This window comes from Clostridium sp. AF28-12 (assembly GCF_003435225.1).
Taxonomy (GTDB): Bacteria; Bacillota; Clostridia; order Lachnospirales; family Lachnospiraceae; genus Pilosibacter; species Pilosibacter fragilis.
The window spans coordinates 22,402-48,695 of the sequence record NZ_QWGJ01000020.1 but is presented as its reverse complement, the minus strand read 5'-3'; the positions used below and the strand labels follow the sequence as shown (position 1 = coordinate 48,695).

Here is a 26,294-nt window from a genome sequence, read left to right as displayed (position 1 = left end):
GTTTCTTTATATTATTTTATCTAGCACAACAGGTTAAATTAGATTGTAACATACATTGATTAACACATCTTAGGTTATCCGACTGGAGAATATCTAGATCCGGAAAGCTGGCGTTGCTCCATGGTATGGGCTGCCACGATGGGACTCCCCTTATCCCTTGAAGGAGTCGGAGCGGTTCTTGGACTTGAAAAGCAAAAGCTCACAGAAGGAAAAGACCTCATCAAATACTTCTGCCAGCCTTGTGTTCCCACAAAAAACAATGGGCAGCGTACAAGGAATCGTCCCTTCCACACTCCGGACAAATGGGCCATGTTCAAAAAATATAATATCCATGATGTAGAGACCGAAATGGGAATCCAGCAGAGACTTGCAAAGTTCCCGGTGCCAGCTCAGGTCTGGGAGGAATACCACATGGACCAAGAAATCAACGACCGTGGTGTACGTTTGGACATGGAGCTTGTTGCTGCTGCCATCGAAATGGATACTCGCTCCAGAACGAAGCTGACCAAAACCATGAAGAAAATCACAGAACTTGACAATTCTAACTCCGTCCAGCAGATGAAGGCCTGGCTTTCTGACAATGGTTTGGAAACAGATACCCTTGGCAAGAAAGCTGTGGCAGAGCTCCTAAAGTCTGCTCCTCCAAAGCTCTCACAGGTTCTCAACTTAAGACAGCAGCTTGCCAAGTCCTCTGTCCGCAAATATCCGGCGATGGAAAAGACCGTATGCGCTGATGGGCGTGCCCGTGGCATGTTCCAATTCTACGGAGCCAATCGAACCGGCAGATTCTCCGGTCAATTCTGGTGGGATGTAGATCATGCTGTCACAGAAGCCGTAAAATATAAGCACACGACTACCGAATACGGTCTTACCTTCTCCTGCCGAAGCGGCATGCTTTTTATCACACTACCTTCCGGCAGAAACCTGGCCTATGTGAAGCCAAAGCTCGGTACAAACAAGTTCGGCGGCACCTGCATCACCTACGAAGGCATCGGCCCAATCGGGATGGTGAACGATATGTACGCAGAAAGCAGCAATGATGAGTACAAAGGCTATGCGCAGATCGCTACGCAGAAGGATTTCGATGCATTTTAACAAAATGCATCTCACACAATGACAATGTATTGACATTGCCCGAATTTCCGTATATACTATGCTTGAATGGAGGTGTTCTGTATGGCAACAACTAATTTAAATATTCGTACAGACAAGGCAATCAAGGATCAGGCGGAGGAAATCTTCAATGAGCTTGGTCTGAATATGACAACTGCTGTAAATATGTTCCTGAGAACCGCTATCCGTGAGCATGGTATTCCTTTCGAATTAAAACTGGAAGTACCGAATGATACTACAGCCGCTGCCATTGAGGATGGGAGAAAAATGATGAAGGATCCTTCTGCTCCGCGTTATTCCAGTATGGATGCGCTGAAAGCGGCACTTGAAGTATGAAATATGATGTGCAATTTACCAATCAGTTTAAAAAGGATTTGAAGCTTGCCAAAAAGCAAAATAAAAATCTTGATAAGCTGTTTGAGGTAATCGCTATTCTGGCGAATGGCGGTACGCTGGATGCAAAATACAGGGATCATGACCTTACAGGAAACTACAAAGGTACTCGCGAATGTCACATCGAACCAGACTGGTTGCTCATTTATGAGATTCGTGGAGATGTGCTTGTTTTAATGCTCTACCGACTTGGTTCACATTCTGAGCTGTTTAAGAGATAATCCCAAAATCGGAATTAAATGAACTCAACACAGTGAAGACTCAGGAGGTTTTTATGAATTACGAATGCAAAATAACGGTATTGGAGACAAAGGTATTTCCGGAATTGCAGGAAAAGTATTTGGCTGATCCGAAATCAGGTCCGTGTCCCTGCTTCAAGGCTAGAGATACATTCCTCCTGAAAAGAACGCCGGAGCAGGATGACTTTTACCATCTAATGAACGGCAAATTCTGCGGCGAGGCATGGGATGCCATCAGCCGATATGTCTATGCGGCGCTGCAAGGTGGCTCCATTATGCGTAAGTGGACAAATGACGACAGGATGATGATCACCTGTTGCAATGACGGCACGCGCCCTGTTATCTTCAAAATAGAGCGGATTGATATTCCGGAAAACGAAGAAGAGAAGCAATGGTTGGAAAAGCAGAATTTTAAGAACACGGCAGATGATGCTTATACAGGCTGACAGCTTCCAGTTTGTAAATCTCAATAGAATAGCAGTTTATTAGCATCGGTCGGAGAAATCTGATCGGTGCTTTCTTTATGCTCGGCAGCAATGCCAGGCAATTTTTATGCCCATTTTGCAGAGAGGAGGTGCGCTATGGCGGGAAGTAGAATCAAGGGTATCACGGTCGAAATCGGCGGCGATACTACCAAGCTTCAGAGTGCCTTAAAGGGTGTCAATGCAGAAATCAAGAATACGCAGAGTCAGCTCAAGGATGTCGAAAAGCTCTTAAAACTGGATCCAGGCAGCACCGAGCTGCTTGCGCAGAAGCAGAAGCTCCTCTCCAGCGCCGTCAGTGAAACAAAGGAAAAGCTCGCTACTCTCAAGACTTCTGCAGAGCAGGCAAATCAGGCACTTGCGAATGGCGACATTTCCAAAGAACAGTACGATGCCCTGCAGAGGGAAATTATCGAAACCGAGCAAGATCTCAAAAAGCTGGAGACACAGGCAAATCAGTCTGCCACTGCTATGCAGAAGATTGCTACTGCTGGTGAAGGCCTGAAGTCTGCAGGCGATAAGGTTTCCTCCGCCGGTGAAAAGCTCCTTCCTGCCTCTGCTGCAGTTACAGCTCTTGGCGTTGCTGCTGTAAAAACAGCCTCCGATTTTGATTCTTCTATGAGCCAGGTGGCCTCCGTGTCTGGTGCAACCGGAGAGGACTTCGACAAGCTCCGCGCAAAGGCTCGTGAGATGGGTGCGAAAACAAAGTTTTCAGCATCCGAGGCTGCAGATGCCATGAACTATATGGCGATGGCTGGATGGAAAACCTCCGACATGCTGGATGGTATCGAAGGTATCATGAACCTTGCGGCGGCAAGCTCTAACGCAAATACAAATGTGTTCAGGACTTTGGCAGCGTATCAAGAACCTTGCTGGTACCGTATCTACGCCGATGATGGTATTTCCGGCACCAACACAAAAAACGTGAGGGCTTTAACCGTATGATTGACGATTGCGAAAGGACTGGAATCAGACGGCATTCTCACCGGTGCAGGCAAAACAAAATGGTGGACCAGCACCACCAACAAAATCCTCCGAAACGAGAAATACATCGGTGATGCCCTTCTTCAGAAGACCTACACCACAGACTTCCTGAATAAAACCAGAGTGAAGAACAATGGCATCGTTCCGCAATACTATGTGGAAGGCAACCACGAAGCAATCATTCCGAAGGACATTTTCTTGCGGGTACAGGAAGAGCTGATACGCAGGCGAGTGGTCAATACAAGCGCTAATGGCAAAAAGCGCTCCTACAGCTGCAACCACTGCTTTGCACAGATTGTCATTTGCGGCGAATGCGGTGAAATGTTCCGCAGAATTCACTGGAACAATCGTGGCTGCAAATCCATCGTCTGGCGCTGCATCAGTAGGCTGGAACCCACCGGGCAGGAATGCCACGCAAGAACCGTCAATGAGCCGGTATTGGAGAATGTGGTAGTTCAGGCGATTAACACGCTCCTTGGCGATAAGTCCACCTACCAGGCGCAGCTCCAGCAAAACATTGCAAAGGTGATCCAAAGCGCTCAGCAAAATACCGCTGATGGCATTGACGAAAGACTGCAGGAGCTCCAGAAAGAGCTTCTCAAAAAAGCCAATAACAAAGAGGCCTATGATGAGATTGCCGACGAGATCTTCAAACTCCGGGAACAGCGAGAAAAATGCACTGTTGACACTGCTACCAGAGACGCACAGATTGCCCGCATCAATGAACTGCAGGATTTCATCAAGCAGCAGACCGCACACCTGGAAGCCTTCGACGAGGCCCTAGTAAAACGCTGGCTTGCACAAATCATCGTCTGGGAGGACCACTTCACTGTGGAGCTTAAGTCCGGACTGAAAATTGAAATTGAAGGGTAATGCTTATAGACGCAAAAAGGCTCCCTCACCACTGGAATACATCTGGTGATGTGGAGCATTTTCTATTTAGCGTATGTTACTATTCCAGACAAATCTCCATCTGAGTGCTTTGATTTTATGGAATATTCAATATTGAAACTATCTGTTAACGGATTAAGTAATAAAGCTGGTCCTAACCATTTCATTTCTTTTGCCCTTAGCGAGCTTATAGAAAATTCAAACTCGATAATGTTTCCCTTGACATTAGGCATTGCAATATATTTTGTTATCTCCCTACCATAGTCATCCGAATTATATCGAGGATTTCCATTAATTCCAGCACCACTGAACTGGGCTCTCACTGCTGCCTGACTTTCTGCCAAGCTATCTGCTAATGTGTATGATATATCGGTATCATAGGAAATATCTGATGATTCAGGCATCATCAAAAGTTCTTTAATAACATCCTCTTCATAAATCAAACCCTCTAACCCTTGCATATCCGGATTTATAAGCTCCTTAGAGGGAATAATTGCTTCTGCGACATCTTTTTTTATTTTAATGTGCACATCCACATCCTCATCGTAAACTTTAGATGCATTTTCGATTGCAAGTGGGATAAAAAGCATTCCGTTAAAAGTTGTAACGTACCAATCCATCATTTGTACACGATGCAGATTATATTCAAGCATCATAATGCTATCATATTTTTCTTCTTCCTCTTTGGTTCCTTCATAAGAATATGATGACATCAAATCATATCTTCTTTCTAAGTTTCCTATATTAAAAAATTCTGTATCTTCAGATATATCTATTCCGAGATATTCTTTGCATAAACCTGTTATCGAACCTCTATCCTCATCATTTATGCATACTTTCTGTAACTTGAAAAGATTTAATTTAAAAGAGCTAGTAACTGGAGTTAGAATTGAGCCATCATTTCTAATAATAGGAGTAGCATCACTTGTTTTTTTCTCATCTTCATCATTTGCCTCTTCTTTGCTTTGGAGTTCAGATGGTTCTGTAATTTTGTTACTCCTAATTTGTTCTACCAATTTCAAAGACTCTTCTAAAATTTGTGTTTTATGCTTAACAAAAGATACTGAGCTTGATACTTCAATCGGACAAATCAAATTAAAAACAGCACCATCGACAAAACAACCCAGACGTAAGTCTGAGAATCCTGCTTTAACACGCTTTCCATTTACTAAAATATTTTCAACAGTATCTTGTATTACCCCTTTTATATACCGCCTTACCTCTCCCTTACTTTTTCCGTCTTTTAATGAGAATGGAGTCAATCTTCGACTTGCAATGTCAAAAGGCATGTTTTCTGGTGCACCGTAATCAGAGTTTAAAACACATATTACCCTATCCCAGCCTAAAACATGCGTGGCATACCCTAATTCAAGCATTACATTAGGATTTGGCATATATTTTATCTTACTATTTCCATCTTTATCGACTGTCTCATATTGACATACCGCACTAACATCAGCAATGAAAATATCACAATCGTCAATCTTTGAAAAAATTGTCTGTGCTATGTCCGGGGAACCAAATTCTCCCTTTGTGTCACGGTCAGCTTCAATATCAACTGTGTCTCGCAATAAACGAACTGCATCTTTGATACTGTCTTGAATTATATTTCTAGTATCACTTCCCGGCAAATCAGATTGCCAAGAATAAAAAATAGTAATCTGTGAATCACTCACATTAATACCTCCTCAACATCTAATCCACTGCCTGCAAACACCAAAACTGGTCGAGTTGCCGGATTGGTTGTCAATCCTTTCTTTTTTCCAAAAACCATCCCAAAATGCCTGACATCTAATCCACTGCCTCAAATCGTGACATCTAATCCGAGGTCACAACCTGACACAGATTTTTCGGTAGATATGTTTCCATATAAAATAACCGAGCTTTTTCAGATGTCGGGGCTTACATCCCAACTTCCGAAAAAGCCCGGAAATACGCCGCTTTCTGGCACTTGATTTTATTTCCTTGACACCAAGACAACCGACTCAACTTGTGTATCGTTGTCCAAACTTATTTCCATATCTTCCTCTATGATCGGGAGCTTGAATTTGATGGATTTCAGCCATTGTCCGTTCGGCTTCCGTTCCTCAAAGATATGGATTTCGGAGATCAGCGACTCCATAAGCTGTCGGCGTTCCTGTTCATCCATCACGGCGTACAGCTTATCAAAGTAAATCAAAACTTTGTAGATATTATCGGCAGTCAGCTTTTCAGCTTCGATTGCCATTTTCTTTGCTCTGGCTTCAATCAGCAGAGACTCCGTATCCTCGATTTTATCATACATCTTGTAAAGACGATCATCAAGGTCTGCCTTGCGTTTGATGTAATGTTTATCATCGGGGTCAAGTGTATCAATTTCCTCTATCAATCGGGACTTGATGGAATAGCTCTGGCGAAGCTGTTTTTCGTAGTTTGCAATCTCCTGTTCGATAGCGGAAGTATCCACTTTCATGCTGATTTTCTGCTGCATCAAAGCGGCAAACTTCGGATTGCTGACCAACTTGGTAATCACCTCTGCGACAGCGGTTTCCAAGAGTTCTTCGTGGATTTGCTTCTTATAGTCGCACTTGTGACCACGGGTCATGGTGCGGTGTTTGCAGCCGTAGTAGTAGAAATCCTTGTACTTCGTGCCGTCTGCCTTGTGCTTGACACTCTTATTGCCGTACATACCGGCTCCGCAGATCGGGCATTTGAGCAAGCCTGTCAGCAGATGCACCTTGTTATCCTTACCATGGTTGACCTTCTCGTATTTCTTTGCCTGGGCAACCAATTTCACCTGTGCATCATGCCAGAGTTCTTCGGAAACAAGTGCTTCGTGCAGACCATCGACCAACAGATAGTTGTCCTGTTCAATAAGACGGTAATCGTTTCTTGTGCCATGCACCTTTTCCGTCCTGCGTCTGCCATAGGCGATCTTGCCGCAGTAAACAGGATTTTTCAGTATCCTGCGGATAAGCGCCGCATCAAACAGAGGATTCTTGCCGTTCTGTCTTTGGATTTTTCCAATGCCATGATTGGCGAGGTATCGGGCAAGACCGTTTGCGCCCATGTCGGTATGCACGTACTTGTCAAAGATGATGCGGATTGCTTCTGCTTCTTCCTCATTCACATACAGCTTGCCTTTTTCAAGCGTATATCCATAAGGAGCAAAGCCGCCGTTCCATTTGCCCTCACGGGCTTTCTGGATTCTGCCCTCCATCGTCTGAACACGGATATTCTCACGCTCGATCTCGGCAACCGCTGACAGAACGGAGATCATCAGTTTTCCTGCATCCTTGGAGGAATCAATACCATCCTCAACACAGATCAGATTGACACCGAAATCCTGCATAACCTGCAAGGTGGACAGCACATCTGCCGCATTTCTGCCGAAACGGGAGAGCTTGAACACCAGCACATAGGAAACACCGTCCTTGCCGGATTTGATGTCCTCCATCATGCGGTTAAACTCTAATCTGCCCTCGATGGACTTACCGGATTTACCGGCATCCTCATACTCACCGACAATCTTATAGTCATTGTACTCGGCAAATGCTTTCATTCTGGCTTTCTGAGCATCCAGAGAGTATCCATCCACCTGTATCGTGGTGGATACTCTCGTGTAAATATATACTTTTATCTTGTCTTTTTTCATATCGTTATCCTCATTCGTGCCGCCGTATGCAGCACCGTTATGTAACCCCTACTCCGAAATCACTCTCAGAGTAGGTTTGGACACTTATCACACGTATATTATATCATGCAATGTCCGTTTTTTCAATAGATTCCTCAAAAAGTTTGGAATTGTTTACAATTTCTTTTTTCTCGCTGTCCAAACAAATCGGCGGCTCCGGAAGATTTTCAATATCCAGAACCGCCGCATATTTCTCTATTAAGTTGGCAAGTAAATCGGCAAAGCCGCTCCATTCATCCTTTTTTCTGTTATCTATAATGGCGTACCTCCTGCGTTTTGCTGTCACGATGTGTATATGCTCGAATGATCTCCGGCGGGATGCGGTCAAGAATGCCCTTGATGCGCTCATAATCGCTATGCAGCCGCATTTCCTGCAACTTCTTGACGGTGCTTTCTTTCTCGCTCTTTTCCAGAGCGGCGGTCAGCTCGTCATTTTTCTTTTCCAACGCTTTCTGTTTGCCGTCCGCTGTTTTGAAGAACTTTTTGTATTTCTTCATCTGCGTTTCCATAGCGGCAACATCGGGGATATACTTTTCAAGAAACGCCGCAATCTGTGCCGAACGCTCCTTGTAGTTCGTGAACTTCATATCGGAGAGCAGTTCTGCCAGCTTGTCATGCTGCTTGTTCAGACGTGCCATCTGTTTGAATACCCTTGTGGGGATGTGGTCACGCCCGGTCTCGCTGGCACTTTCGCCACGTTCCAGATCGGGATATTTCTTTACCATGTGTTCCCAATACTTGTCCTGCCACTGTGTCAGCTTCTTTTTGTTCCCTAAAATCTCCTTGGCACACAACCTTTTATCCTCCGTCAGAGGTACAAAGCAAAGGTGCATATGGGGCGATTTCTCGTCCAGATGCACCACAGCGGATATGATCGTTTCGGGAGCTTGATTCTGCTTGATGAACTCCAACGCTTCATTGAAGAACTCACGGATTTCAGCTCGTTTCTTTCCCTTGAAAAACTCCGGCGTAGCGGTTATGAGAGCTTCCACCACACGAACGCTGTCCGAGCGTGTGCGGCATCCGGCTTCTGCAATCTGACACTCGGATTCAGCTCTGTACTTCCTTTCGGGCTTGATAAGATGGAAATTCAAGTGTGTACGGGACGGGTCAATGTCTGGATTGCTTGCGTATTTCTCCTTGGTGCGCTCGTTATGAGCTTCAATGCCGCTGATCTCCGGTCCCTTGTATTTCGCAAATCTTAAAATAGCGTACTGTGCATTTGCCATTATTTGCCCCTCCTTTTCTGCCATACGATGTCGTAGCCCAGCACATCGGCAAGCTCCACGACTTCCTTGTATCGGATACTTTCTCTCTGTAGTTTTGCGGACAGATTGGAAACGCTGTCGCTCCATCCGTACTCGTCCGAGAGCAGGTCAACAACTTCCTGCATAGTCATTCCGGTACGGATGATCTGTGCCTTTATTTCGTTGCGTACATTCATATTGATAAAATCCTCCATAAATTTTGTTTGTAATGCGGCGAAAACGGTACGCTCTACGGCATACCCACTTCACCGATTAGTGAAAATCTGCAATCTCTGAAATCCGTTCAGAATTTTGCTTGTGATGTCCTGCCCATATATGACCATATCCCACTTTACTGTTCCGTGTGATTTGCTCTGGAACAGAGAAAATACCTATTGTTCCGTAAGCGGGATACATTGTTCAGAGAAGCACGATTTCGTGAAATGGTTTTGTTCTGCGGTCAAAATCTTTCCTGTTTTCATTACCATTGATTTTCAATGCCCAAAAACAGGGCATCCGCCAACAGCATTGAAAAATAATAGTGAAACGGACTGAAAAGTACGTGTACCAAGTGTACTTGCTGTACCGTGGTACACTTGGTACGGATGGTACACGTATTTTCGGGTCAATATCATTTTTACAGAAATGGTCTTTGCAGAAGCTCGATGCCGACAAATCCTCTGGCATACCTCCCGCCGCCGATATTGACCTTATTGGTGTACTCGATGTTGTACCGACTCTCATTCTGTTTGAGAAACGAGCAGAAACTCTTTTGGGAAAGGCTGCTCAAAGCGTTATCATCACACCACAGCTTGTAAACGGCGTACAGGTCTTTGGAGCTGACCTCATAATCTGCCTTGAAGCGGATATACCCCTCGGAGCTTAAAAACTCGATGATGTTGTTTCCGTCCGATACGGCAGCGTCCATGTTGTCCTGTGCCGACTGGCTGACCGTAAACTTGTAATCGTTGTCGATCAAACGGTGCAAGCCCTCCAACGCCCACAGGAAGATGCCCTCCGCTTCGGCGCACATCTTTTCAGCGATATAGGGATCGTCCTTTCTGTTCGGGTCTTTCTCCTTGGTGGAGAGGATGATCTGTCTGCGGAAAAAACCAACGCTGCGGTCATAGAGAGATTGCAGGACACCGTTACCCAAGCCGATGAAGCGTACATACAAATCACCTTGATAGCTCTGCTGTCCCTTTTTCTCCAAATCCATCGGCAGCTCCGCTGTGATAATCGCCTTGATGTTGTTGGTCTGGGGGAGAGCTTCCAGTTTCATATCATCGTCCAGCATCACAAGTTCATGTTCCAAATCTGCACGAGCAAAGGGACTTGTCTCCACCTTTGCGATACTGCCTGTGTTCATGTTGCTGCCAAGCAGCGCACGAAGGACGATACCGATGCGGCTTTTCCCCTCGCCGCCCTTACCGATCAGCAGGAGCATCTTCTGTCCCTTGGTGGAGGGGATAAAGCAATATCCCATAAACTCCTGCAAGGTCAGAATGTCCTCCGGCTCTAAAAGTTGGGATAAAAAATGCAGCCATGTCACAGGCTGCGGAGCATCGGGATTATAGGCAACGGGCAGACGGTTGCGGCAGAAATCCTTTTCGGGACTGAATGTGCCGTTCAGATAGTACGTGCCGTTCGCCACATGGATACGGTCTTGGTACAGAGATAGCTTTGCGGTGCAGCACTCCATACGCATGACATCCAGCAGATTGGTGACTTTCTTTGCAACGCCGCTGGTCACATAATACTTGATGCGGTCATAGATGACCTTTTTCAAGCGGTTTTCATCGTGTACTCTGCCATTGACCGTGAAAAAAGCATCGTTCACCGTGACCATCGGATAATCACGGAGAAATTCTTCACAGAATACAGTTTCATTGATTTTCTTTCCGTCAAACCACGCCGGACACTCAAAGGGCGAGGTCTGCATCATTTCTTCGCTCATGGCGCATATCCTCCTTTTTCTTTCTTGTGGTGTAGTCCTGTAGGAACGTGATCTTGCCATTTTTCATCAGCTCGTCCACCACGGCAACACGTTCTTCCAGATCACCTACGGTCAAAATATCTGCCAGATATTCGATATAATCAATCATCTGGCAGGCTTCCACAAAGCGATCATCCAGAGCATCATCCGGCGTTTTCGGTGCATACCACACTTTCCAATCTTCCAGCAGATGCAAATAATCCGTCAGCACTCGGAAGCACAGCATTTCGTCCTCCCGGAACTGACGGATATAGGGATGCTTTAACTTGTGGGGAACTGCCACAGGCTGTCCCGGCTCGGTGCTGATACCGAAGTCCGCAGCCAGTCTTTGCGCCGCTTCGTAGCTGCTCAGATCAAAGAGCCTTGCCACGAAGTCGATCACATCCCCCTTGGCTCCGCAGCCGAAGCAGAAGAAATATTCCTCGTTCAGCTTCAAGCTCGGATGCCTGTCATTGTGGAACGGGCAGCAAGCCATGCCGTTGCGGCTCACTTTCAGCCCGTAGTGTTCGGCGGATTGCTTTACGCTGATTGCCGCCTTGATGCTTTCATAAATGTTCATCGCATTCCTCCATAAATTTTTCTCGACGATTTTGTTCGTCTGCTTGAATATACGGAGAAAATGTCTATAGACCGAAAAATCACGCACAAATGCAGGAAAACAAAAAAGCCGCCCTGCAATTTTGCAAAAATGCAAAACGCAGGACGGCGATTGTTCACAGTTATGATATTGATTTTATTCCACTTGTGGTATATAATATAAAGTAGTACAGGAATGGAGGGTAATACCGATGAAATATCTTTCTACCTTTGAGGTTGCAGAAAAATGGGGCATTTCCCACCGCCGTGTCGGTATCCTCTGCAATGAAAACCGCATCCCCGGCGCACAGAGGGCGGGTGGACGATGGATTATCCCCGAAAATGCAGAGAAGCCCGCCGATGCAAGAGTCAAGAGCGGAAAATATATCAAGTCAAAAACAAAAGATTGATGCCAATAGGAAAGGGGGCGCAGAGCATGGAGCGCAAATACTTATCCGGCAACATCAGAGAGCGTTTGCAGGATTTGATGAAAGAACGTAAGATCACGCAGAGTGAGCTTGCCGCAAAAATTGGAATGGATGTCAGCACACTCAGCAGATTTATCAGCAATGCAACAGGCAAACTCGGTGACGAGAATATCAAAAAGATCGCAAAGGAATTTGAGGTATCCACCGACTTCCTGCTCGGCGTTACCGATATTCCCGACCGCATGAATTACGATATAGCCGAACTCGGCTTGTCGGTACAGGCGGCAAAAAATCTCTACACAGGAAAGGTCAATGCTGAGGTTGTCAATCGCTTACTGGAAAACAAAAACTTCGCCGCAATGACCAATATGATCGCACATTATTTTGATGATACCCTTGCTGCCGGATATGCCGCACAGAATCAGATGTATGCCACATTGAGTGCGCTGTTGATGGGAGAAGCAAAGCAGCATCCCGAAGATAGAGAAGCCATTACAGAAGCCGCAAAGACTGTCAGCGTTTCAAGGATGCCGATGTATCAAGCTGATCTTACTGCTATTCAGAACACCTTTATGAATGTGTTGAAAGAAATCAAGAAGGAGATCGGCTCCAATGTCTCAGACGCACAAGCCATGAGCAAAGAAGCGGCACAGCATATGTACGCAGAGCTGACAAAGGGGCAGGATGTGACAAAGCCGAATATCACGCCCGAAATGGTTGCCGAAGCGATCACGGGCAGCGTCAGCGGCATGGAGGGTGTTGACCCCGAAGCATTAAAACAATTCAATCAGGCATTGATCGGACTGCTCACGGTCAAGCCAACAGAAGATGAACATGACGGCAGTTGATAACGAAAAACTGTGTGCGCTGGCGCAGAACGGGAACATGGATGCGCTGAACAGTCTTGTGGAAAACAATCTGCGTTTTATCAAAATGACGGCGCATGAAATATGGAGCGCACAGATAGAAGTCAATCGGGCACTCGGTGTTACCTTTGACGATCTTGTGCAGGAAGGCTGTCTGGGACTGATGGGATGCGTGGAGAAATTCAATCCCGATGGCGGCAACAAATTTCTGACTTACGCAGCTCCGGCAATTCGCAATTCCATGATCGACTACATCCGAAGTCAGAGTACATCCTTTGAAGCAAAGCACATGGGCGAGATCGTCAGTCTGGATGAGGTGACGAAATTTGAAAATCGGGATCGTCATGCCTTTGTCCCCGATTCCAATATGACCAATCCCGCACAGATTTATATTGCAAAGGAAACGCACGAAGAACTTCACGCCGCCCTTGATGCAATCAGCAATCGAGAGCGTGAATATCTGTTGTACCGTTTCGGATTTGAGGACAATATAGAGCATCCTTTGACGGAGACAGCGGAGCATTTCTTCCTGTCAGAGAGCAGAGCGAAATCCACGGAGAGGCTGGCGTTGGATAACGTATGGTTGGAACTGCCGTGGTGGTTTCACTAACGAGGGGAACAGACGCTGCGGCGGGTTTTATATACCTCTTGCGCCCCCGTTGTCACAGAAAATCTTTCCGCACAGCTTCAAGATTTCCTATGCCAACTACACACGAACAGGCGGATTTTGCTCATGCTAAATCCTTCGTTTTGTGTTCCTTTCAGCCCACAAAATCCGCCTGTTCTGCTTCCGCCGAAAAGTGTCTGTCTGGCGTGGGACAGCCCCTTTCCAGCGTCAGCGGTCGCCAAAGGTATAACACACTAGACTTTGCAAGCAAAATCGTGTGCCAATAGGGATGCTGCTCACCCCTATTGGAAACCCAGAGCCAAGGGATTTCACCCCTTTGGATACCCCCATCATTTTCTCACAAATGGTACCCACATTGAAAAAACTGCGTTTTACCATGTCGGACCTTTTCTCGAAAATGCCACAGCACACGACATTCATTTTTGCAGAGGCTTTGCAAAAATCTCAACCTGTGCCGTGGGGTGCCGAGCAAAAATTCCGTGTTTGCCAACACAGAAAATTTCCTCGTCACGCTGCTGCGGCAGAAAAACAATAGCGGACTTTTTGTTGATAGTACCTGGTCTGCTATCTCAAAAATATTTTTCAAAAAATTCCAATAAAAGTGTAGTGAACAGCGTGTAACCCCGGTGTATTAGGGTGAAAGGCCTTGATACAAACGAAAGGAGTGTGATGATATGGATGATAGCAAAATCATAGAGCTTTACATGGAACGTTCCGAACAAGCCATATCTGAAACTTCCAAGAAATACGGAAGATACTGCCACTACATTGCCTACAGCATTCTGCATAACGATGAAGATTCGGAGGAATGTGTCAACGATACATATCTCCGAGCATGGAACTCCATTCCACCTAAACGCCCGAGCAAATTGCAGACGTTTCTTGGAAAAATCACTCGCAATTTATCTTTGAATAAATGGGAAAAGCTCTCTGCTGAAAAGCGTGGTGCGGGACAAACCTCACTAATTCTCGACGAACTATCAGAGTGCATCCCTGCTGAACAAGATGCAGTAAATACTGTTGAGAATATGGTCATCAGAGATGTACTCGACCGTTTCCTTGATGAACTCCCAGCAGAAACAAGAAAAATATTTGTTCGTCGTTATTTTTATATGAGTCCCGTAAAAGAAATTGCAGATGAATATGGCCTTTCTGAAAGCAAAGTGACAGTTACCCTTTTCCGTACAAGAGGTAAACTTAAATCTGTATTGGAGAAAGAAGGTATAACGTTATGAAAAACAAACGTCTTTTAGACATTTTTGGAGAAATTGATGATCGACACATTGCCGAAGCAGCTCCCGTTGCAAAGAAATCTCGAAATAAGCCAATTTGGTTTAGATGGGGTACAATCGCTGCCTGCATGGTCTTAGTCCTGTCCGTTTGCTTCGGTTCCTTTGCGGTTGTTGCTGAAGCAAAGGAATATAAAGCTGCTGTTCAATTCTTTAATGACTATGGTATGTCTACGGAAGGACTTACTCGTGGTGAGATTAAGGAAGTGTATCGTGATATTACAACGAAGTCGTTCACTTATTCTAAGACCGCCGAAGTGATTCGAAACAGTATTTCTTCCGATAATATCGGTGGTTACGAGATTGTTCAAGACAATCCAACACCAGAGGATATTGAAAATCTTTGGAATTATAAAAATTATACCGGTGGTTTTATTGGTGCCACACAAACAGGCGTACACTATAAATACCATTCGGAATACAAAGAAGATGAATCTCTTGGCTTAGAGGTGCACGATAAGAGCTATCTCGAGAAATACGATGGAGATAACTTGCTTTGGAGTGTTTCTATTTCCGATTTTTGGATTGAAGATTATAGCACCGTATCGGATGGTGTAATTGCCTACGGTAGAACCGACACTTGGTCCAGTACTCAAATTTCCCATGCATGGATGGCTAAAATCGACTTAGATGGTAATCTCGTTTGGAAACACATGCTCAATAACGGATTTGACGATGAATACATCGCTTCCGTTTTGGAAAATGCTGATGGCAGCTATGCCGTAATCAGCCGTGGTGATCTGAAATATTTCTGTCTTAGCCAGTATACGGTGGATGGAAAAGAAACCTACTTCCATAAAACCGAAGTAGGTAACTACGGGATTTGGAATGCAGCTCGGTTTGAAGATGGTTACATGGTTCAGCTCGGTAGCTATATGACGAATGAGCACGCAAAAATCGTTAAGGTTGACCGCGAAGGTAATATTACAGAGTCCTTCTCCTATGGCGATGAAGATTCTTACTATTACATTACCGATATGATTGAATATAACGGAAATATCTATTTGTCTGCGTACGCTGTTCCGAGACTTGCTAATGAAGATCAGAGTGCAGGCGGTAGATATGAAATTGCCGGAGTATTGAATTATCTGTTTGATAATAACATCTGGGAAATTTCCAGTGATGAACTGACGCCTATGGTACGGGACAACTACACCGCAATGTTGTTGGTATGTGAGCCTAATGCAGGGAAACCCCAAGAATACTACTCTGTCAACGGGTCTCTTGGTGGAAAGCTTTCTGTGAGTGATACGGGAAATCTACTTTGGGATGTAGAAAGCATTACCTCCACATTCTTCTCTCCCGCAACAAGTTCCTTCACAATTGGCGGCACAAGCTATGTATTCAGATACACTTTTGATACTTCTGGAATGCTGATTAGCCAGGAGAAAACAGGTGAGGTTGTGAATTACAGAAGATAATACAGTTAAAATATGGCTGAAAACACAGCCCGTAGGATTTTGACGTCCTACGGGCTGTTTCCATGTCAGCTATCCAACGGCTTATACTGCGTGACCGCTTTCAGATACTTCTCCGGATCGCCGTTCAGTATCAGATCGGCGTACTCCAACGGCGCATTGTAGATCAGCCAGTCCAACTCTGACCGCTGATACATATTGTCGGCAACCTCGTTCTCCACGGCAATGGTGTCAATGGCAATCATACTGCCGTCGTTGAATTTCAGTTCCACACAAGCGGTATCCATGTTGAACTCACAAGAAATCAAATACGTCATATCCGCCCTCCTTAAATCATGCCGAAGTGCGTCAATGCCTCCTTGATTGCTTTTTCTTTATCTGGCGGGCATTGCGGCTGTTTAGCGTCCTCAGACTTCGGCTTATTGTAGTTCTCACGCTCAATGATACCGCACTTCTGTTTTACCTGTGCGATATACAAGCTGCTAACTTTCAAGCCGCTGTGCTCCAACACATAATCTTTGATTTCTTGGTAGGTGGCTTTCTTTTCCGCATCGGTCAAATCCAGCTCGTCCATATCCAAGTTAATCTCGATATGTTGCTTCGCATTAAGTTTGGACAATAAACATATAGTCTCAACGGTATTCCCTTTGTCCCACAAAAGCTCCGTAACTTCCCCGCCATCCTTGAACACCGGAAAATTCAGACCAATCCGCTTTAGCGGATATTCAGACTCGTCATTCCTGTAAATTTCAATTTCCTTAATCAAGGCTGTGACCACATTTCTCTTTTCTTCGTCATTTATTATATTATAAACGCAGTCGAAATTCACCATGATTTTGTAAATATTCTCAAGAGTAATTGCCTGCTGCTTAATTGCATCTCGCCGAAGTCTGGCATCTTCGATTTTTTCCTCCAGCTCAACAATGACATCATATAGGGAATCTAACCGCAAGGTCATATCATGGAGCTTTCGTTCCCGATATTTTGCATCAGCAGGGAGACTGTCAATTTCCCGTTCCAATCTTGTTTTATTCAGATCAACTTCCTTCAGCTTTGCCTGATAGCCCTCCAGTTCTTTATCCACTGCTTTCGTGTCAATCTGAACGCCAATCCGTTTTTTAATGGCTTGGGCATATTCCTCATTCCTTACGATCTCACGAATTGCCTCAATGACCATCGGTTCAATATCGGTCTTTTTCAGCATCGCCTTATATTCACAATGCTTCCCCCGGACCATCCTATTCCGACTACATACATAATAGTAAATTTCTTTGTAAGTGCCATCTTTATTTGTCCATGCGTGTTTATTCGTATACATGGGACTTCCACAAACCGGGCATTTCAGCAGACCGGATAACAAATGAACTCGATCTCGCCCAATTTTTGACGGTTGCTTTACTCCGGTTCTAAGACGCTTGGCATGAGCCTTTTCCCATACCTCCTCACTAACGATTCCTTTATGCTGTCCCTCTGTCAGAATGTAATCGTCATTTCTTTTCATCTGGTAATCGTTTTTTGTGCCTTTGACTTTTTCCTTCGTTCTCCGTCCATAAGCAATTTTACCGCAATAAACCGGGTTATCCAATATCAGTTTAATAAAATGTCCTGTCCAATCCTCTAATGTGCCATTCTGCCTCGGAATTTTCCGTATACCTTGTAAGTTCAACTGATTCGCAATACCACCCAAACCGATTTCCGATGAAGTATATAATTCAAAAATCTTCCGTATTGCCACAGCCTCTGTTTCTTCAATCATCAGCTTGTTATCTTCCAGTGTATATCCGTAGGGAGCAAAGCCACCATTCCATCCACCCTGCCGTGCCTTTTCGCGCCGCCCGTTCATCGTCTGCTCGATAATATTCTCACGCTCAATCTCAGCCACAGCAGATAGTACAGAAATCAAAAGTTTTCCGCTTGTCTGAGAGGAATCAATCCCTTCTTCTATGCAAATCAGATTTACACCATAAGATTGAACCAACTCCAAAGAGTTAAGTATATCTGCTGCATTACGACCAAACCGTGACAGCTTATACACTAAAATATAGTCAATGTCCAAGCCATCCTCAATATCTCTGAGCATTTTTTGAAAGGCAGGCCGTCCCTCAATGGATTTACCGGATTTACCGGCATCTTCATAAGTATCAACAACAATCATTTCCTCACGATCCGCAAATCGTGTCAGCATATTTTTTTGACCTTCCAGACTGTATCCGTCCACTTGCATCTCTGTGCTGACCCTCGGATACAAAACACAGCGTTTTCCATATCGGTTCATAATTCATACCTCCAAAATTTACTTTTGGAAAATATCCTATGTAAAGCTGCGATTCTCACGCAGCTCCGTCAACCTCGCCCAGCACTCTCATACCATATTTCTCGATGATATGTGCCAGCGAAGTGATAAACGCTTCAAATTTTTGTTCCGCCAGACGTTCTTCTGACCGGATTTCATCTGAAGGAATCAATGCGCTTTTATTCTGGATATTCTCCATTCAGAATCACCTCCGCAATTCCTAACGAAATTATAACTCTACTTGCACGGCCTGAAAATGATACGGCCTTTCGGCACTTTTATGTAATCCCCAGACTGCACAAGAGCGTCTTGTTTATGTTTTCCATGTCATCCTTGTTTAGATGACCAATATAGTTTTTTAACCTCGACTTGTCGATTGTTCTGATCTGTTCCAGCATAACAACAGATGGTTTAACCAAACCGCATCTGTCATTTAAGTGGTAATGCGTGGGGAACTTTCTGCTTTTTTTGCTTACACTGGTAATTGCTGCAATAATAATCGTAGGACTGAAACAATTTCCCACATTATTTTGAAGAATGAGTACAGGACGAGAGCCACTTTGTTCAGAGCCGATACCAGGGCTTAAATCAGCCGAATATATGTCACCTCGATGGAATTTTTCAAACATCACTCTCGCCTCCTTAATATCTTAATACTTAAACAGCCGCACCAGTCTGAAAGAAATCTTCGGATAAAAACCTGGTGCGGCTACTGTTATTCTGTTCGGATTACTCGTCATATTTGCCACGCCCCCTGACGATGGGAACACAACAGGTCTCCGCTGGCGCGGCTGTCATAACTCCGCAGCATCGTTCGTATCGTGTGCCACAGGGTTCCCCCCAAGTCTTTGGCGGGCCGTGAGGAAGTATCTTTAAGCCCCCATGCAGTCATCGCGCCGGATCTGCCACAATCCGTTTTATGAAATCGTAGATCGCTCCGAAGCAGTTCTTTCATCACCTCCCTGACTGCTCCATCTTCGCGGCGTTTCACATTCGCTCGTACATGAGTTATGTACCTGTTGTGCTGTCTATTCAGTTTTCAAAGATCTTGAGGTCACGAGGATAGCGTGTCCTTCTAATAACCGTGAGGCTTTGAGCCTTTCTTTCAGGGGCGTTACAGACGATTTTTAAGGAAAGTCTCCATGTTCCGAAGGCCGCGCTGGATAGATTCGCTGACCGATGCAACGCTGACTCCTTCGCTCTTGGCAATCGCTGATTCTGTCAGTCCTAGGAAGTAGTAAGCATAGATGCGCTTGGCCTGCTTGTCCGGCAGAGCGGCAATCGCAGCGTGAAGCTGCTCCATCGTCACTTTGCGCTCATACAGCTCACAAGGGGTCATGGAAACGAAAAGGGCATCATACTCAATTCCGTCTCCGCGATCCAGAGAATAATGCGCCTTGTGGTAATATGTACGGCGGCGGTATGCGGCCTCCAGGCGGTCATGCTCTTTCATAACAGCGGCTACTTCATCAGGAACCTCAATAATGTAATCGGTCTTATAAAAATCGGGATACTGCTCCCGCAGATTGATCTTGGTCATAATTTCCTCCATTTCAGTTGTTAGGGACAAAGGGCAACCGAAATGGCTATGGCGGAGAGCGACACCGTGGATGTTCGGGAAAATTCCCGTAAAATCGACAAAGAAAAACGTCAGACGGCCTTAATAGCTGTCTGACGCATTTTGTATGATATGTTGTACGATTGTGCGGATTATTTACGCTTGATTGCGCGTGTCCGTGTGTATAATTTCTCTTTGGTAGGTCATTGATTTTTTTAGGTAATCACCTACCTGAAAACCATAATTCTGCTGAAATAAATAACCGCCCATCGTAGACTCCTCAAACGGCAGTCACGGGCGGTAATGGAAATATGCCCTGCCGTGAAAGGCCGTTTTTTTTATTGGCCTCCCGTCAGGGCTTTTATGTATATTTTATCTTTCAAAAGTGCATGATAAACACATATCAATACGCGTGATTGGGTGATGGTAACTTCCTCTTACGCACGATAGAATGTAATAGAGGTGAGCAATCATGCCGGAAGATGTATTTGTATATTTGGGACAGTGCCTCAGAGATGCAAGAGAAGAATGTGGACTGACCCAACAGGAGCTTGCGGATCAAACCGGCAGAGGGCTTCGTCATCTCCAGGACATTGAAAAGGGCAAGAAAAATCCGTCTTACGATGTACTGGCATCCTTTATCAAGCGATTAGGCATTTCTGCTAATGAGCTGTTTTATCCTGACGCTTCGGAACAGGAAAAGCAAGTACAGCATTTCATGGGAAAGTTTCTGGCCTGTACCGAGGATGAGCGGCAGATTATCTTGAAAACACTGGATTGTATGGCGGAGCAGTTTATCAGCCGACGTTACAAATCCTCCGATCCGCAAAATTATGAATAAAACCAGCAGGGCAAAATGCAATTTGTTTCTGCTGGTTTTATTTTGCCTCCGGCAGTAGACGTAAATTTTCCTAGCCCAATCAATCGCCACTATTTTGTTTCCGGTATTCAGCCGGTGCAATCTTCATGACATCTCGAAATGCTGTTGCAAATTTACTCTGATTCTCATATCCAACCTGGCTGGCAATTTCTGCTATGGTTGCCTGCGTCTGACGAAGCAGAGCAGCGGCCTGTTTCATGCGGTACACTTTCATATAGGTTCCAATGGGCTGTCCATAAACTCCCTTGAACGTATCCTTTAAGGTTGCCGTATTGATAAGATACTCTTTGGAAAGTTCCTCAATCGTTGGCCGTTCCTGCAAGTTGGAGATAAGCCGCTTGTGAATGTCCCGTACAATCTCCACCTGGGGAGAAGTATATAACTCTCGCTGCTTTTCTTTATTTACATCCACCATACACAAGAATAAGAGAAGCTCCTGCACCTTCAGCATGAAGTATGGCTTTTGCAGGCGATCCGGTACGGAATACAGTTCAGAAAAGATATGCTCAATCTCATCCTTGGCCCGCATGACAAAGCATGAGCCATCGGCACAAAATTTGTTTTTGAAATCTGCAATACCAATACCGCTCTCGGCGAGGATTCCAGGCGGATTTTGAGAAACCAGCTCCAGATCAAGCACTACTGAGATTCCGCGATAATGTCTCAAAGGAAAGGCCATTTCAGAAGCACAGTTATCCATTGTATGAATGGAAAGATCCCCTTCTCCGAGGTACAGGCAGGAACCGCTTTGCAATACGCTCCCTTCACGCCCTTCCCGGCAATGATTGATCTCTAGCACATTCTTATCAATGGTTCCGTCCCAATAACAACTCGTTGCTTCAAAATCATTGTAAATAAGCTGGATACCGGGATAAACCTGATAGACTGTCATAAGCCCCAGGCCATCCTCACAGTCCATTTTATAGACGGTGCAATATCCGTCATTATCTTTTGGAATAATCGCAGATAACCCCGTAGCATTGGTGATAGGGTTTTTGTTCATAGTATTCATTCCGTTATCTCGTATTTGTTCTGCCAGGATTCTCCTGGCGTCTTTTATTATATAGTTTTTTCTCATTTTATACCGCTCCAATCGGCAGGATGTGCAATCCAATCAGAAAGCAAATTCTATTATAGTGCAGCCCTGCCGAATGTGCAAATATACGAAAAAGCCGATGCCCTCCAAAACGGAAAACATCGGCTATATGCGGGATTTTATTTGCTGCAATATTCCTTTCCTACACAACCGGAACAACTGCCGCTACAACAAGAACCATTTTTGCGGTTCTTATGGATTTTTCGCACAGCCCATATTGCATAGAAAACAATCCCGATAAGGATTATACCAGTAACAAGCATCTAAAACTCCTTTCTGACTGGAAACTCACAACTTATTAGCTTTGGGTTTCCGATCCTCTTTTCAAAATCCAAAGTCCAAATGCGACCACTGATAAAATGGCCGCTGAACGAAGCACTTTTCCAAACGTCATATTCATACCTCACAGCAAAAGTCCAACACGATAAACCACAAAAGTAACAGCCCAGGCCACAACCAACTGGAACAGGGCCGAGAACAGCATCCACCTTGTACTGCCGGATTCCTTGCGAATTGTAGCTAGGGCCGCTGCACAGGGAACGTAAAGCAGGCAGAAAATCATCAGGCAAAACGCATTGAGCTGTCCAAAACCGGCTGCACCCAGGATGCCGACCAATGTATCCATTCCCGCGCCGGAGTTGATATTGGGAATCCCAAACAGAACGGCACAACTGGACACCACAACCTCTTTTGCAGAGATGCCAGCAATCAGAGCAACCGCTATCTGCCAGAATCCCAGTCCAATCGGTGCAAAGATCGGTACAAGCCAATGGCCCAGGATAGACCCGAAGCTGTCTGCCATTTCCGTAGTATAGCCATGCGGCCCAAAGTTCAGGATCACCCACATGAGGATAGATGCTACAAAGATGGTAGTACCTGCTTTGGTAAGGTAGTCCTTTACCTTTTCCCATACATAGATTGCCACAGTTCTGGCGCTGGGGGCCTTATATTCCGGCAGCTCAATCAGCAGATAATTTTCCGATTTTCTCCGGTCAATCAAATGGATGATCGCCGCTACCAGGATAGCGACCACCAGGCCGATCAGGTACATGGAATAGGCCACGAGCATGGCGCGTTCCTGAAAGAACATCTCGGCAAACAAGATGTAGATTGGCAGACGGGCGCTGCAACTCATAAAGGGCGTAATCAACATGACCTTAAAACGGTCACGCCGGTTTTCCAAAGACCGTGAAGCCATGATTGCCGGAACAGTGCAGCCAAATCCCAAAATCATGGGGATAAATGCCCGTCCGGAAAGTCCCAGCTTGCTCATAATCCCTTCCATGACATACGCAACACGGGCCATATATCCGCTGTCCTCCAGAAAAGCCAATGCCAGAAACAGAATGAAAATGTTCGGCAGGAAAGTCAGGATACCGCCCACACCGGCGATGATGCCGTCTACCAGCAGGGAGCGCAGCACTTCATTGACCCCGACAGCAATCAGTCCATCGCTTATCAATGCCGACAGGCTTTCAATTCCTAATTCCAGGAATCCTTTCAGCCAATCGCCAATGGTAAAGGTCAGGAAGAACACCGCCGCCATGACAACGAGGAAAATCGGGATGCTCCAAAACTTATGCGTCAATACACGGTCTGCCTTTTCCGTCAAAGCGTCTTGACGATCCTTATTGACCAGAACCTCCCTGATGATTTCCTCGATAAAATCATACTTCTCATTGATAATGTCGGATTCATAGTTCCGGTCGATCACATCTGGCATATTGACCGGATAACGTGCAGAGATTTCCTTATCCCGCTCCAGCAGCTTAATGGCGTGCCAGCGGTAATTGGACAGGTTCGGATATTTCCGCTTCAGCTCTGCCATGATAAGATCAATCTTGTCCTCAATAGCATCACTGTAAACCATTGCGTATTCTGAATGGTGGTCGTGCCGGTGTTTTGGAGTATATTTATGATGATGAATCAGACACTCCGGATCTTTACAGTCTTTATGGTGCGCGGCTGCATGAAGTAGCACATCCAGTCCTGTCCGTTTTCTGGCTGAAACTGGAATGACCGGGATGCCCAGCATTTCCGGCAGTCTGTGTGTGTCAATCTCCATGCCGCGCTTTTCCACAATGTCCATCATGTTCAGCGCCAGCACAACCGGCTTGCCCAGCTCCAAAAGCTGCAAAGTTAAGTATAGGTTTCGCTCCAGAGCGGAAGCGTCCGCAACATCAATAATCACATCGACTTCATCGCTTAGTATAAACTGTCTGGATACCTGTTCTTCCATTGTGTAGGAGGTCAGGCTGTAAGTGCCAGGAAGATCGACCAGTCGAATATTCAGATCATGGTCTTTAATGGCACCCTCTACTTTCTCAACGGTTACACCTGGCCAGTTTGCCACTTTCAGATTTGCACCGGTGTAAGCATTGAAAAGTGTTGTCTTTCCGCAGTTCGGATTTCCGATGAAGCCGATAGTCAAATTTTCTCTCATCGGAATTTACCCCACTAAAATATTCTTTGTGATATTGCGCCCAAGTGCAAAGCGTGTTCCCCTGACTTTCACAATCAGGACACCCCGACTTTTGCTGTTCAGAACAGCGATAGAGGTTCCACGGGTCATCCCAAGGGCCTCCAAACGCTTTTCTATATTGACAGGCAGATCAATATCCTCAACTTTATATTCATTTCCTATTTTTCCATCGCAAAGATACATGAACGCTCCCTCCTCACCGATTTACGGAAGAAGTCTCCGGCAGCTTGCCAAACTCATAAAGCATCATAGAAACGGTAATAACCACCAGAATTGCATCTGTCAGAGCAATCGCCAGCCATACGCCACGAATACCCATGCCGCCGATCATCGGAAGAACCACGCAGAGAGGAATAAACAGAATGATCTGGCGGAACAGCACCAGCCAAGTTGCCTTTTTCGCCTTGCCCAAAGACTGGAACAGGGTTACGGCAATCATAAAGCTGCCTTGCAGGACATAAGTGCTGAACATGATGCGGAAGTTGGTTGCACCCGATGCCGCGATACCCGGCGTTGTCAGGAACATGGATAAAATCTTCTCTGGAAACAGCTCGGCAGGAATATAGAACACCAGCGACAGCAGCGTTGCAGCAGTAATAAAAACCCTGGTCAGCGTCTTTACCCGGTCATAGTCCTTTGCACCATAGTTTGTACCGGCGGCAGGCTGGAATCCCTGACTGATCCCCCACAGAGGAACGAAAGAGAAATTCCAGAAGCGGAGCGCCGCACCTAAAAGAAGCTGTGAAGTTTCCCCGCCATAGTTCGATGCCACACGATAGATCACTGTCTGCTGTACCAGGGTCAGAATCTGCATCAACAGAGCAGATACCCCGACAGAAAGAACCTGGGGAAGCAGTTCTCCGTCAATGCGGATGCGCCCAATCTTCACATGAGGACTTTTTTTCTTGAAATACCACAGCGTAATTGCAGCCTGGACAAACTGGGAGAAAATCGTTGCATAAGCAGCCGCCTCAATGCCCATACCGTAGGGATTCAGGATACTGATAAAAATAGGGTCAAGAATGATATTCAAAATAGCGCCGCTGGCAATAATGGTCATTGCCCTTTTGAGCTGGCCTTCTCCACGGATGACCATGTTGGCGCTCTGGAAGAAGTTTACGAACAGAGAACCGGCGAATACGATCCGCAGATATTTCTCAGCGTAATTCAGAATGTTATCGCTGGCTCCGGTCAGGGACAGAAGCTGGCGGGTGAAAACCATACCCACAACAGTGTAGATGACGGACAACAGAAGAACCATCGCAACCAAGTTGCCCATGATCTTCTTAATTGTGTTCTCGTCCTTCTTGCCGATAGCGCGGGACAGTACCGATGCAGAACCCACGCCCAGCATGGCCGCTGAACCGGCATTGATAAGCGTCAAGGGATAGGATACCGATATGGCTCCCATCTGCACGTCACCGACCATCTGGCCGACAAAGATGGAATCCATCATGTTATAAAGCCCAACGACCACCATGCCAAGAACCGCAGGGATGCTAAGTTCAATCATCAGCGGCCAGGGGCTTTTTGTTAAGAGCTTTGTTCTTGTGTCAAGTGCCTGTTTCATCACTCTATTCCTCCTGGTCTATTTTAATTTCGAGGTATCCAGCAAAGCGCGCCAGTGACGTGCCTTGCTGGATTAGCCATATCTAACTAACCACTTAAAGTATATAAAATCCGGGCTTCTTTGTACGCTCCCAACCGCAGGATTTACAATCCAATCTGAAACGAATTTAGGAGCGGAAAGGACATAAGGCCC

Annotated in this window: 28 protein-coding genes and 1 pseudogene; 12 read left to right on the top strand and 17 right to left on the bottom strand. The window is 45.6% G+C overall.

The genetic code is table 11. The annotated features are described in order from the left end of the window. Positions 1-87: 87 nt before the first annotated feature. The 6 genes and pseudogenes from DWY93_RS14465 to DWY93_RS14440 form a co-directional block, all read left to right on the top strand. Positions 88-996, top strand: a pseudogene (locus DWY93_RS14465) (hypothetical protein); the annotation flags it as partial. 180 nt (positions 997-1,176) lie between these two features. After that, a complete protein-coding gene (locus tag DWY93_RS14460; protein WP_117470666.1) occupies positions 1,177-1,449 on the top strand; it encodes a type II toxin-antitoxin system RelB/DinJ family antitoxin in 273 nt (90 codons plus the stop codon). Further along, complete coding sequence (locus DWY93_RS14455; protein WP_117470667.1) at positions 1,446-1,727, top strand: type II toxin-antitoxin system YafQ family toxin; 282 nt, start codon at positions 1,446-1,448, stop codon at positions 1,725-1,727. The genes DWY93_RS14460 and DWY93_RS14455 overlap by 4 nt, the downstream gene beginning before the upstream one ends. Positions 1,728-1,780: 53 nt before the next feature. Beyond that, the gene (locus DWY93_RS14450) at positions 1,781-2,191 is read left to right on the top strand and encodes a TIGR04076 family protein (protein ID WP_117470668.1); all 411 of its coding nucleotides are present in this window, start codon (positions 1,781-1,783) and stop codon (positions 2,189-2,191) included. Between the two features lie 135 nt (positions 2,192-2,326). Further along, entirely contained in the window at positions 2,327-3,172 is an 846-nt protein-coding gene (locus DWY93_RS14445; protein ID WP_278286488.1) for a phage tail tape measure protein, read from the top strand. Then, positions 3,173-4,084 carry a recombinase family protein gene (locus DWY93_RS14440; protein WP_242990667.1) on the top strand — a complete coding sequence of 304 codons (912 nt, stop codon included), beginning with the start codon at positions 3,173-3,175 and terminating at the stop codon, positions 4,082-4,084. Positions 4,085-4,146: 62 nt separating this feature from the next. On the opposite strand, the gene DWY93_RS14435 is transcribed toward DWY93_RS14440, so the two are convergent. From DWY93_RS14435 to DWY93_RS14405, 7 genes are all read right to left on the bottom strand, one after another. Then, on the bottom strand, positions 4,147-5,778 hold the full coding sequence (locus DWY93_RS14435) for a hypothetical protein (protein WP_117470669.1): 1,632 nt from the start codon (positions 5,776-5,778) through the stop codon (positions 4,147-4,149). Between the two features lie 281 nt (positions 5,779-6,059). Continuing rightward, a complete protein-coding gene (locus tag DWY93_RS14430; protein ID WP_117470670.1) occupies positions 6,060-7,736 on the bottom strand; it encodes a recombinase family protein in 1,677 nt (558 codons plus the stop codon). A gap of 103 nt (positions 7,737-7,839) precedes the next feature. Beyond that, positions 7,840-8,031, bottom strand: coding sequence for a hypothetical protein (locus DWY93_RS14425; protein ID WP_117470730.1), 192 nt, complete (start codon positions 8,029-8,031; stop codon positions 7,840-7,842). Continuing rightward, positions 8,024-9,004 (bottom strand): MobV family relaxase, encoded by a 981-nt coding sequence (gene mobV / locus DWY93_RS14420; protein WP_117470671.1) that lies wholly within the window; start codon positions 9,002-9,004, stop codon positions 8,024-8,026. Before mobV ends, DWY93_RS14425 begins: the two co-directional genes overlap by 8 nt. Then, on the bottom strand, positions 9,004-9,219 hold the full coding sequence (locus tag DWY93_RS14415; protein WP_117470672.1) for an LLM class flavin-dependent oxidoreductase: 216 nt from the start codon (positions 9,217-9,219) through the stop codon (positions 9,004-9,006). The genes mobV and DWY93_RS14415 overlap by 1 nt, the downstream gene beginning before the upstream one ends. Before the next feature lie 440 nt (positions 9,220-9,659). After that, positions 9,660-10,979, bottom strand: coding sequence for a phage/plasmid primase, P4 family (locus tag DWY93_RS14410; RefSeq protein WP_242990665.1), 1,320 nt, complete (start codon positions 10,977-10,979; stop codon positions 9,660-9,662). Further along, complete coding sequence (locus DWY93_RS14405; protein WP_117470673.1) at positions 10,945-11,577, bottom strand: CHC2 zinc finger domain-containing protein; 633 nt, start codon at positions 11,575-11,577, stop codon at positions 10,945-10,947. Before DWY93_RS14405 ends, DWY93_RS14410 begins: the two co-directional genes overlap by 35 nt. A gap of 229 nt (positions 11,578-11,806) precedes the next feature. Between DWY93_RS14405 and DWY93_RS14400 the strand changes: the two genes are divergently transcribed. The 5 genes from DWY93_RS14400 to DWY93_RS14375 all read left to right on the top strand — a co-directional run bounded on the left by DWY93_RS14400 (position 11,807) and on the right by DWY93_RS14375 (position 16,226). Beyond that, on the top strand, positions 11,807-12,004 hold the full coding sequence (locus tag DWY93_RS14400; protein ID WP_117470674.1) for a helix-turn-helix domain-containing protein: 198 nt from the start codon (positions 11,807-11,809) through the stop codon (positions 12,002-12,004). 26 nt (positions 12,005-12,030) lie between these two features. Beyond that, complete coding sequence (locus DWY93_RS14395; protein ID WP_117470675.1) at positions 12,031-12,870, top strand: helix-turn-helix transcriptional regulator; 840 nt, start codon at positions 12,031-12,033, stop codon at positions 12,868-12,870. Further along, positions 12,857-13,498, top strand: coding sequence for a sigma-70 family RNA polymerase sigma factor (locus DWY93_RS14390; protein WP_177610473.1), 642 nt, complete (start codon positions 12,857-12,859; stop codon positions 13,496-13,498). Before DWY93_RS14395 ends, DWY93_RS14390 begins: the two co-directional genes overlap by 14 nt. Positions 13,499-14,190: 692 nt before the next feature. Beyond that, the gene (locus DWY93_RS14380; RefSeq protein ID WP_117470678.1) at positions 14,191-14,751 is read left to right on the top strand and encodes an RNA polymerase sigma factor; all 561 of its coding nucleotides are present in this window, start codon (positions 14,191-14,193) and stop codon (positions 14,749-14,751) included. Continuing rightward, a complete protein-coding gene (locus DWY93_RS14375) occupies positions 14,748-16,226 on the top strand; it encodes a hypothetical protein (RefSeq protein WP_117470679.1) in 1,479 nt (492 codons plus the stop codon). Before DWY93_RS14380 ends, DWY93_RS14375 begins: the two co-directional genes overlap by 4 nt. Before the next feature lie 65 nt (positions 16,227-16,291). Here DWY93_RS14375 and DWY93_RS14370 read toward each other — a convergent pair whose 3' ends face one another. The 5 genes from DWY93_RS14370 to DWY93_RS14350 all read right to left on the bottom strand — a co-directional run bounded on the left by DWY93_RS14370 (position 16,292) and on the right by DWY93_RS14350 (position 20,056). Continuing rightward, the gene (locus tag DWY93_RS14370; RefSeq protein WP_117470680.1) at positions 16,292-16,540 is read right to left on the bottom strand and encodes a DUF6061 family protein; all 249 of its coding nucleotides are present in this window, start codon (positions 16,538-16,540) and stop codon (positions 16,292-16,294) included. A gap of 11 nt (positions 16,541-16,551) precedes the next feature. After that, positions 16,552-18,498, bottom strand: coding sequence for a recombinase family protein (locus DWY93_RS14365; protein ID WP_117472541.1), 1,947 nt, complete (start codon positions 18,496-18,498; stop codon positions 16,552-16,554). Positions 18,499-18,553: 55 nt separating this feature from the next. Further along, on the bottom strand, positions 18,554-18,715 hold the full coding sequence (locus DWY93_RS17235) for a hypothetical protein (protein WP_002576183.1): 162 nt from the start codon (positions 18,713-18,715) through the stop codon (positions 18,554-18,556). 79 nt (positions 18,716-18,794) lie between these two features. Continuing rightward, positions 18,795-19,145 carry a type II toxin-antitoxin system PemK/MazF family toxin gene (locus DWY93_RS14360; RefSeq protein ID WP_002576184.1) on the bottom strand — a complete coding sequence of 117 codons (351 nt, stop codon included), beginning with the start codon at positions 19,143-19,145 and terminating at the stop codon, positions 18,795-18,797. A gap of 485 nt (positions 19,146-19,630) precedes the next feature. Further along, a complete protein-coding gene (locus tag DWY93_RS14350; RefSeq protein WP_025491709.1) occupies positions 19,631-20,056 on the bottom strand; it encodes a sigma factor-like helix-turn-helix DNA-binding protein in 426 nt (141 codons plus the stop codon). A gap of 490 nt (positions 20,057-20,546) precedes the next feature. Between DWY93_RS14350 and DWY93_RS14345 the strand changes: the two genes are divergently transcribed. Then, the gene (locus DWY93_RS14345; RefSeq protein WP_117472539.1) at positions 20,547-20,915 is read left to right on the top strand and encodes a helix-turn-helix transcriptional regulator; all 369 of its coding nucleotides are present in this window, start codon (positions 20,547-20,549) and stop codon (positions 20,913-20,915) included. A gap of 79 nt (positions 20,916-20,994) precedes the next feature. Here the strand turns inward: DWY93_RS14345 and DWY93_RS14340 are convergent, their stop codons facing one another. From DWY93_RS14340 to DWY93_RS14320, 5 genes are all read right to left on the bottom strand, one after another. Beyond that, the gene (locus DWY93_RS14340) at positions 20,995-22,032 is read right to left on the bottom strand and encodes an AraC family transcriptional regulator (RefSeq protein ID WP_025580752.1); all 1,038 of its coding nucleotides are present in this window, start codon (positions 22,030-22,032) and stop codon (positions 20,995-20,997) included. A 137-nt stretch (positions 22,033-22,169) separates the two neighbouring features. Beyond that, on the bottom strand, positions 22,170-22,313 hold the full coding sequence (locus DWY93_RS14335) for a FeoB-associated Cys-rich membrane protein (RefSeq protein WP_080637114.1): 144 nt from the start codon (positions 22,311-22,313) through the stop codon (positions 22,170-22,172). A gap of 140 nt (positions 22,314-22,453) precedes the next feature. After that, positions 22,454-24,493: a ferrous iron transport protein B gene (gene feoB / locus DWY93_RS14330; RefSeq protein WP_117472537.1), complete on the bottom strand. Its 2,040-nt coding sequence runs from the start codon at positions 24,491-24,493 to the stop codon at positions 22,454-22,456. Positions 24,494-24,499: 6 nt separating this feature from the next. Beyond that, positions 24,500-24,715 (bottom strand): FeoA domain-containing protein, encoded by a 216-nt coding sequence (locus DWY93_RS14325; RefSeq protein WP_002576189.1) that lies wholly within the window; start codon positions 24,713-24,715, stop codon positions 24,500-24,502. 13 nt (positions 24,716-24,728) lie between these two features. Beyond that, a complete protein-coding gene (locus tag DWY93_RS14320) occupies positions 24,729-26,102 on the bottom strand; it encodes an MATE family efflux transporter (RefSeq protein ID WP_117472535.1) in 1,374 nt (457 codons plus the stop codon). Between the last annotated feature and the right edge of the window lie 192 nt (positions 26,103-26,294).

What these genes read in the sequence shown, in the direction of transcription:
- DWY93_RS14460 (WP_117470666.1), top strand. Translation starts at nt 1,177, where the DNA reads ATGGCAACAACTAATTTAAATATTCGTACAGACAAGGCAATCAAGGAT.
- DWY93_RS14455 (WP_117470667.1), top strand. Translation starts at nt 1,446, where the DNA reads ATGAAATATGATGTGCAATTTACCAATCAGTTTAAAAAGGATTTGAAG.
- DWY93_RS14450 (WP_117470668.1), top strand. Translation starts at nt 1,781, where the DNA reads ATGAATTACGAATGCAAAATAACGGTATTGGAGACAAAGGTATTTCCG.
- DWY93_RS14445 (WP_278286488.1), top strand. Translation starts at nt 2,327, where the DNA reads ATGGCGGGAAGTAGAATCAAGGGTATCACGGTCGAAATCGGCGGCGAT.
- DWY93_RS14430 (WP_117470670.1), bottom strand. Translation starts at nt 7,736, where the DNA reads ATGAAAAAAGACAAGATAAAAGTATATATTTACACGAGAGTATCCACC.
- mobV (WP_117470671.1), bottom strand. Translation starts at nt 9,004, where the DNA reads ATGGCAAATGCACAGTACGCTATTTTAAGATTTGCGAAATACAAGGGA.
- DWY93_RS14415 (WP_117470672.1), bottom strand. Translation starts at nt 9,219, where the DNA reads ATGAATGTACGCAACGAAATAAAGGCACAGATCATCCGTACCGGAATG.
- DWY93_RS14410 (WP_242990665.1), bottom strand. Translation starts at nt 10,979, where the DNA reads ATGAGCGAAGAAATGATGCAGACCTCGCCCTTTGAGTGTCCGGCGTGG.
- DWY93_RS14405 (WP_117470673.1), bottom strand. Translation starts at nt 11,577, where the DNA reads ATGAACATTTATGAAAGCATCAAGGCGGCAATCAGCGTAAAGCAATCC.
- DWY93_RS14400 (WP_117470674.1), top strand. Translation starts at nt 11,807, where the DNA reads ATGAAATATCTTTCTACCTTTGAGGTTGCAGAAAAATGGGGCATTTCC.
- DWY93_RS14395 (WP_117470675.1), top strand. Translation starts at nt 12,031, where the DNA reads ATGGAGCGCAAATACTTATCCGGCAACATCAGAGAGCGTTTGCAGGAT.
- DWY93_RS14390 (WP_177610473.1), top strand. Translation starts at nt 12,857, where the DNA reads ATGACGGCAGTTGATAACGAAAAACTGTGTGCGCTGGCGCAGAACGGG.
- DWY93_RS14380 (WP_117470678.1), top strand. Translation starts at nt 14,191, where the DNA reads ATGGATGATAGCAAAATCATAGAGCTTTACATGGAACGTTCCGAACAA.
- DWY93_RS14375 (WP_117470679.1), top strand. Translation starts at nt 14,748, where the DNA reads ATGAAAAACAAACGTCTTTTAGACATTTTTGGAGAAATTGATGATCGA.
- DWY93_RS14370 (WP_117470680.1), bottom strand. Translation starts at nt 16,540, where the DNA reads ATGACGTATTTGATTTCTTGTGAGTTCAACATGGATACCGCTTGTGTG.
- DWY93_RS14365 (WP_117472541.1), bottom strand. Translation starts at nt 18,498, where the DNA reads ATGAACCGATATGGAAAACGCTGTGTTTTGTATCCGAGGGTCAGCACA.
- DWY93_RS17235 (WP_002576183.1), bottom strand. Translation starts at nt 18,715, where the DNA reads ATGGAGAATATCCAGAATAAAAGCGCATTGATTCCTTCAGATGAAATC.
- DWY93_RS14360 (WP_002576184.1), bottom strand. Translation starts at nt 19,145, where the DNA reads ATGTTTGAAAAATTCCATCGAGGTGACATATATTCGGCTGATTTAAGC.
- DWY93_RS14350 (WP_025491709.1), bottom strand. Translation starts at nt 20,056, where the DNA reads ATGACCAAGATCAATCTGCGGGAGCAGTATCCCGATTTTTATAAGACC.
- DWY93_RS14345 (WP_117472539.1), top strand. Translation starts at nt 20,547, where the DNA reads ATGCCGGAAGATGTATTTGTATATTTGGGACAGTGCCTCAGAGATGCA.
- DWY93_RS14340 (WP_025580752.1), bottom strand. Translation starts at nt 22,032, where the DNA reads ATGAGAAAAAACTATATAATAAAAGACGCCAGGAGAATCCTGGCAGAA.
- DWY93_RS14335 (WP_080637114.1), bottom strand. Translation starts at nt 22,313, where the DNA reads ATGCTTGTTACTGGTATAATCCTTATCGGGATTGTTTTCTATGCAATA.
- feoB (WP_117472537.1), bottom strand. Translation starts at nt 24,493, where the DNA reads ATGAGAGAAAATTTGACTATCGGCTTCATCGGAAATCCGAACTGCGGA.
- DWY93_RS14325 (WP_002576189.1), bottom strand. Translation starts at nt 24,715, where the DNA reads ATGTATCTTTGCGATGGAAAAATAGGAAATGAATATAAAGTTGAGGAT.
- DWY93_RS14320 (WP_117472535.1), bottom strand. Translation starts at nt 26,102, where the DNA reads ATGAAACAGGCACTTGACACAAGAACAAAGCTCTTAACAAAAAGCCCC.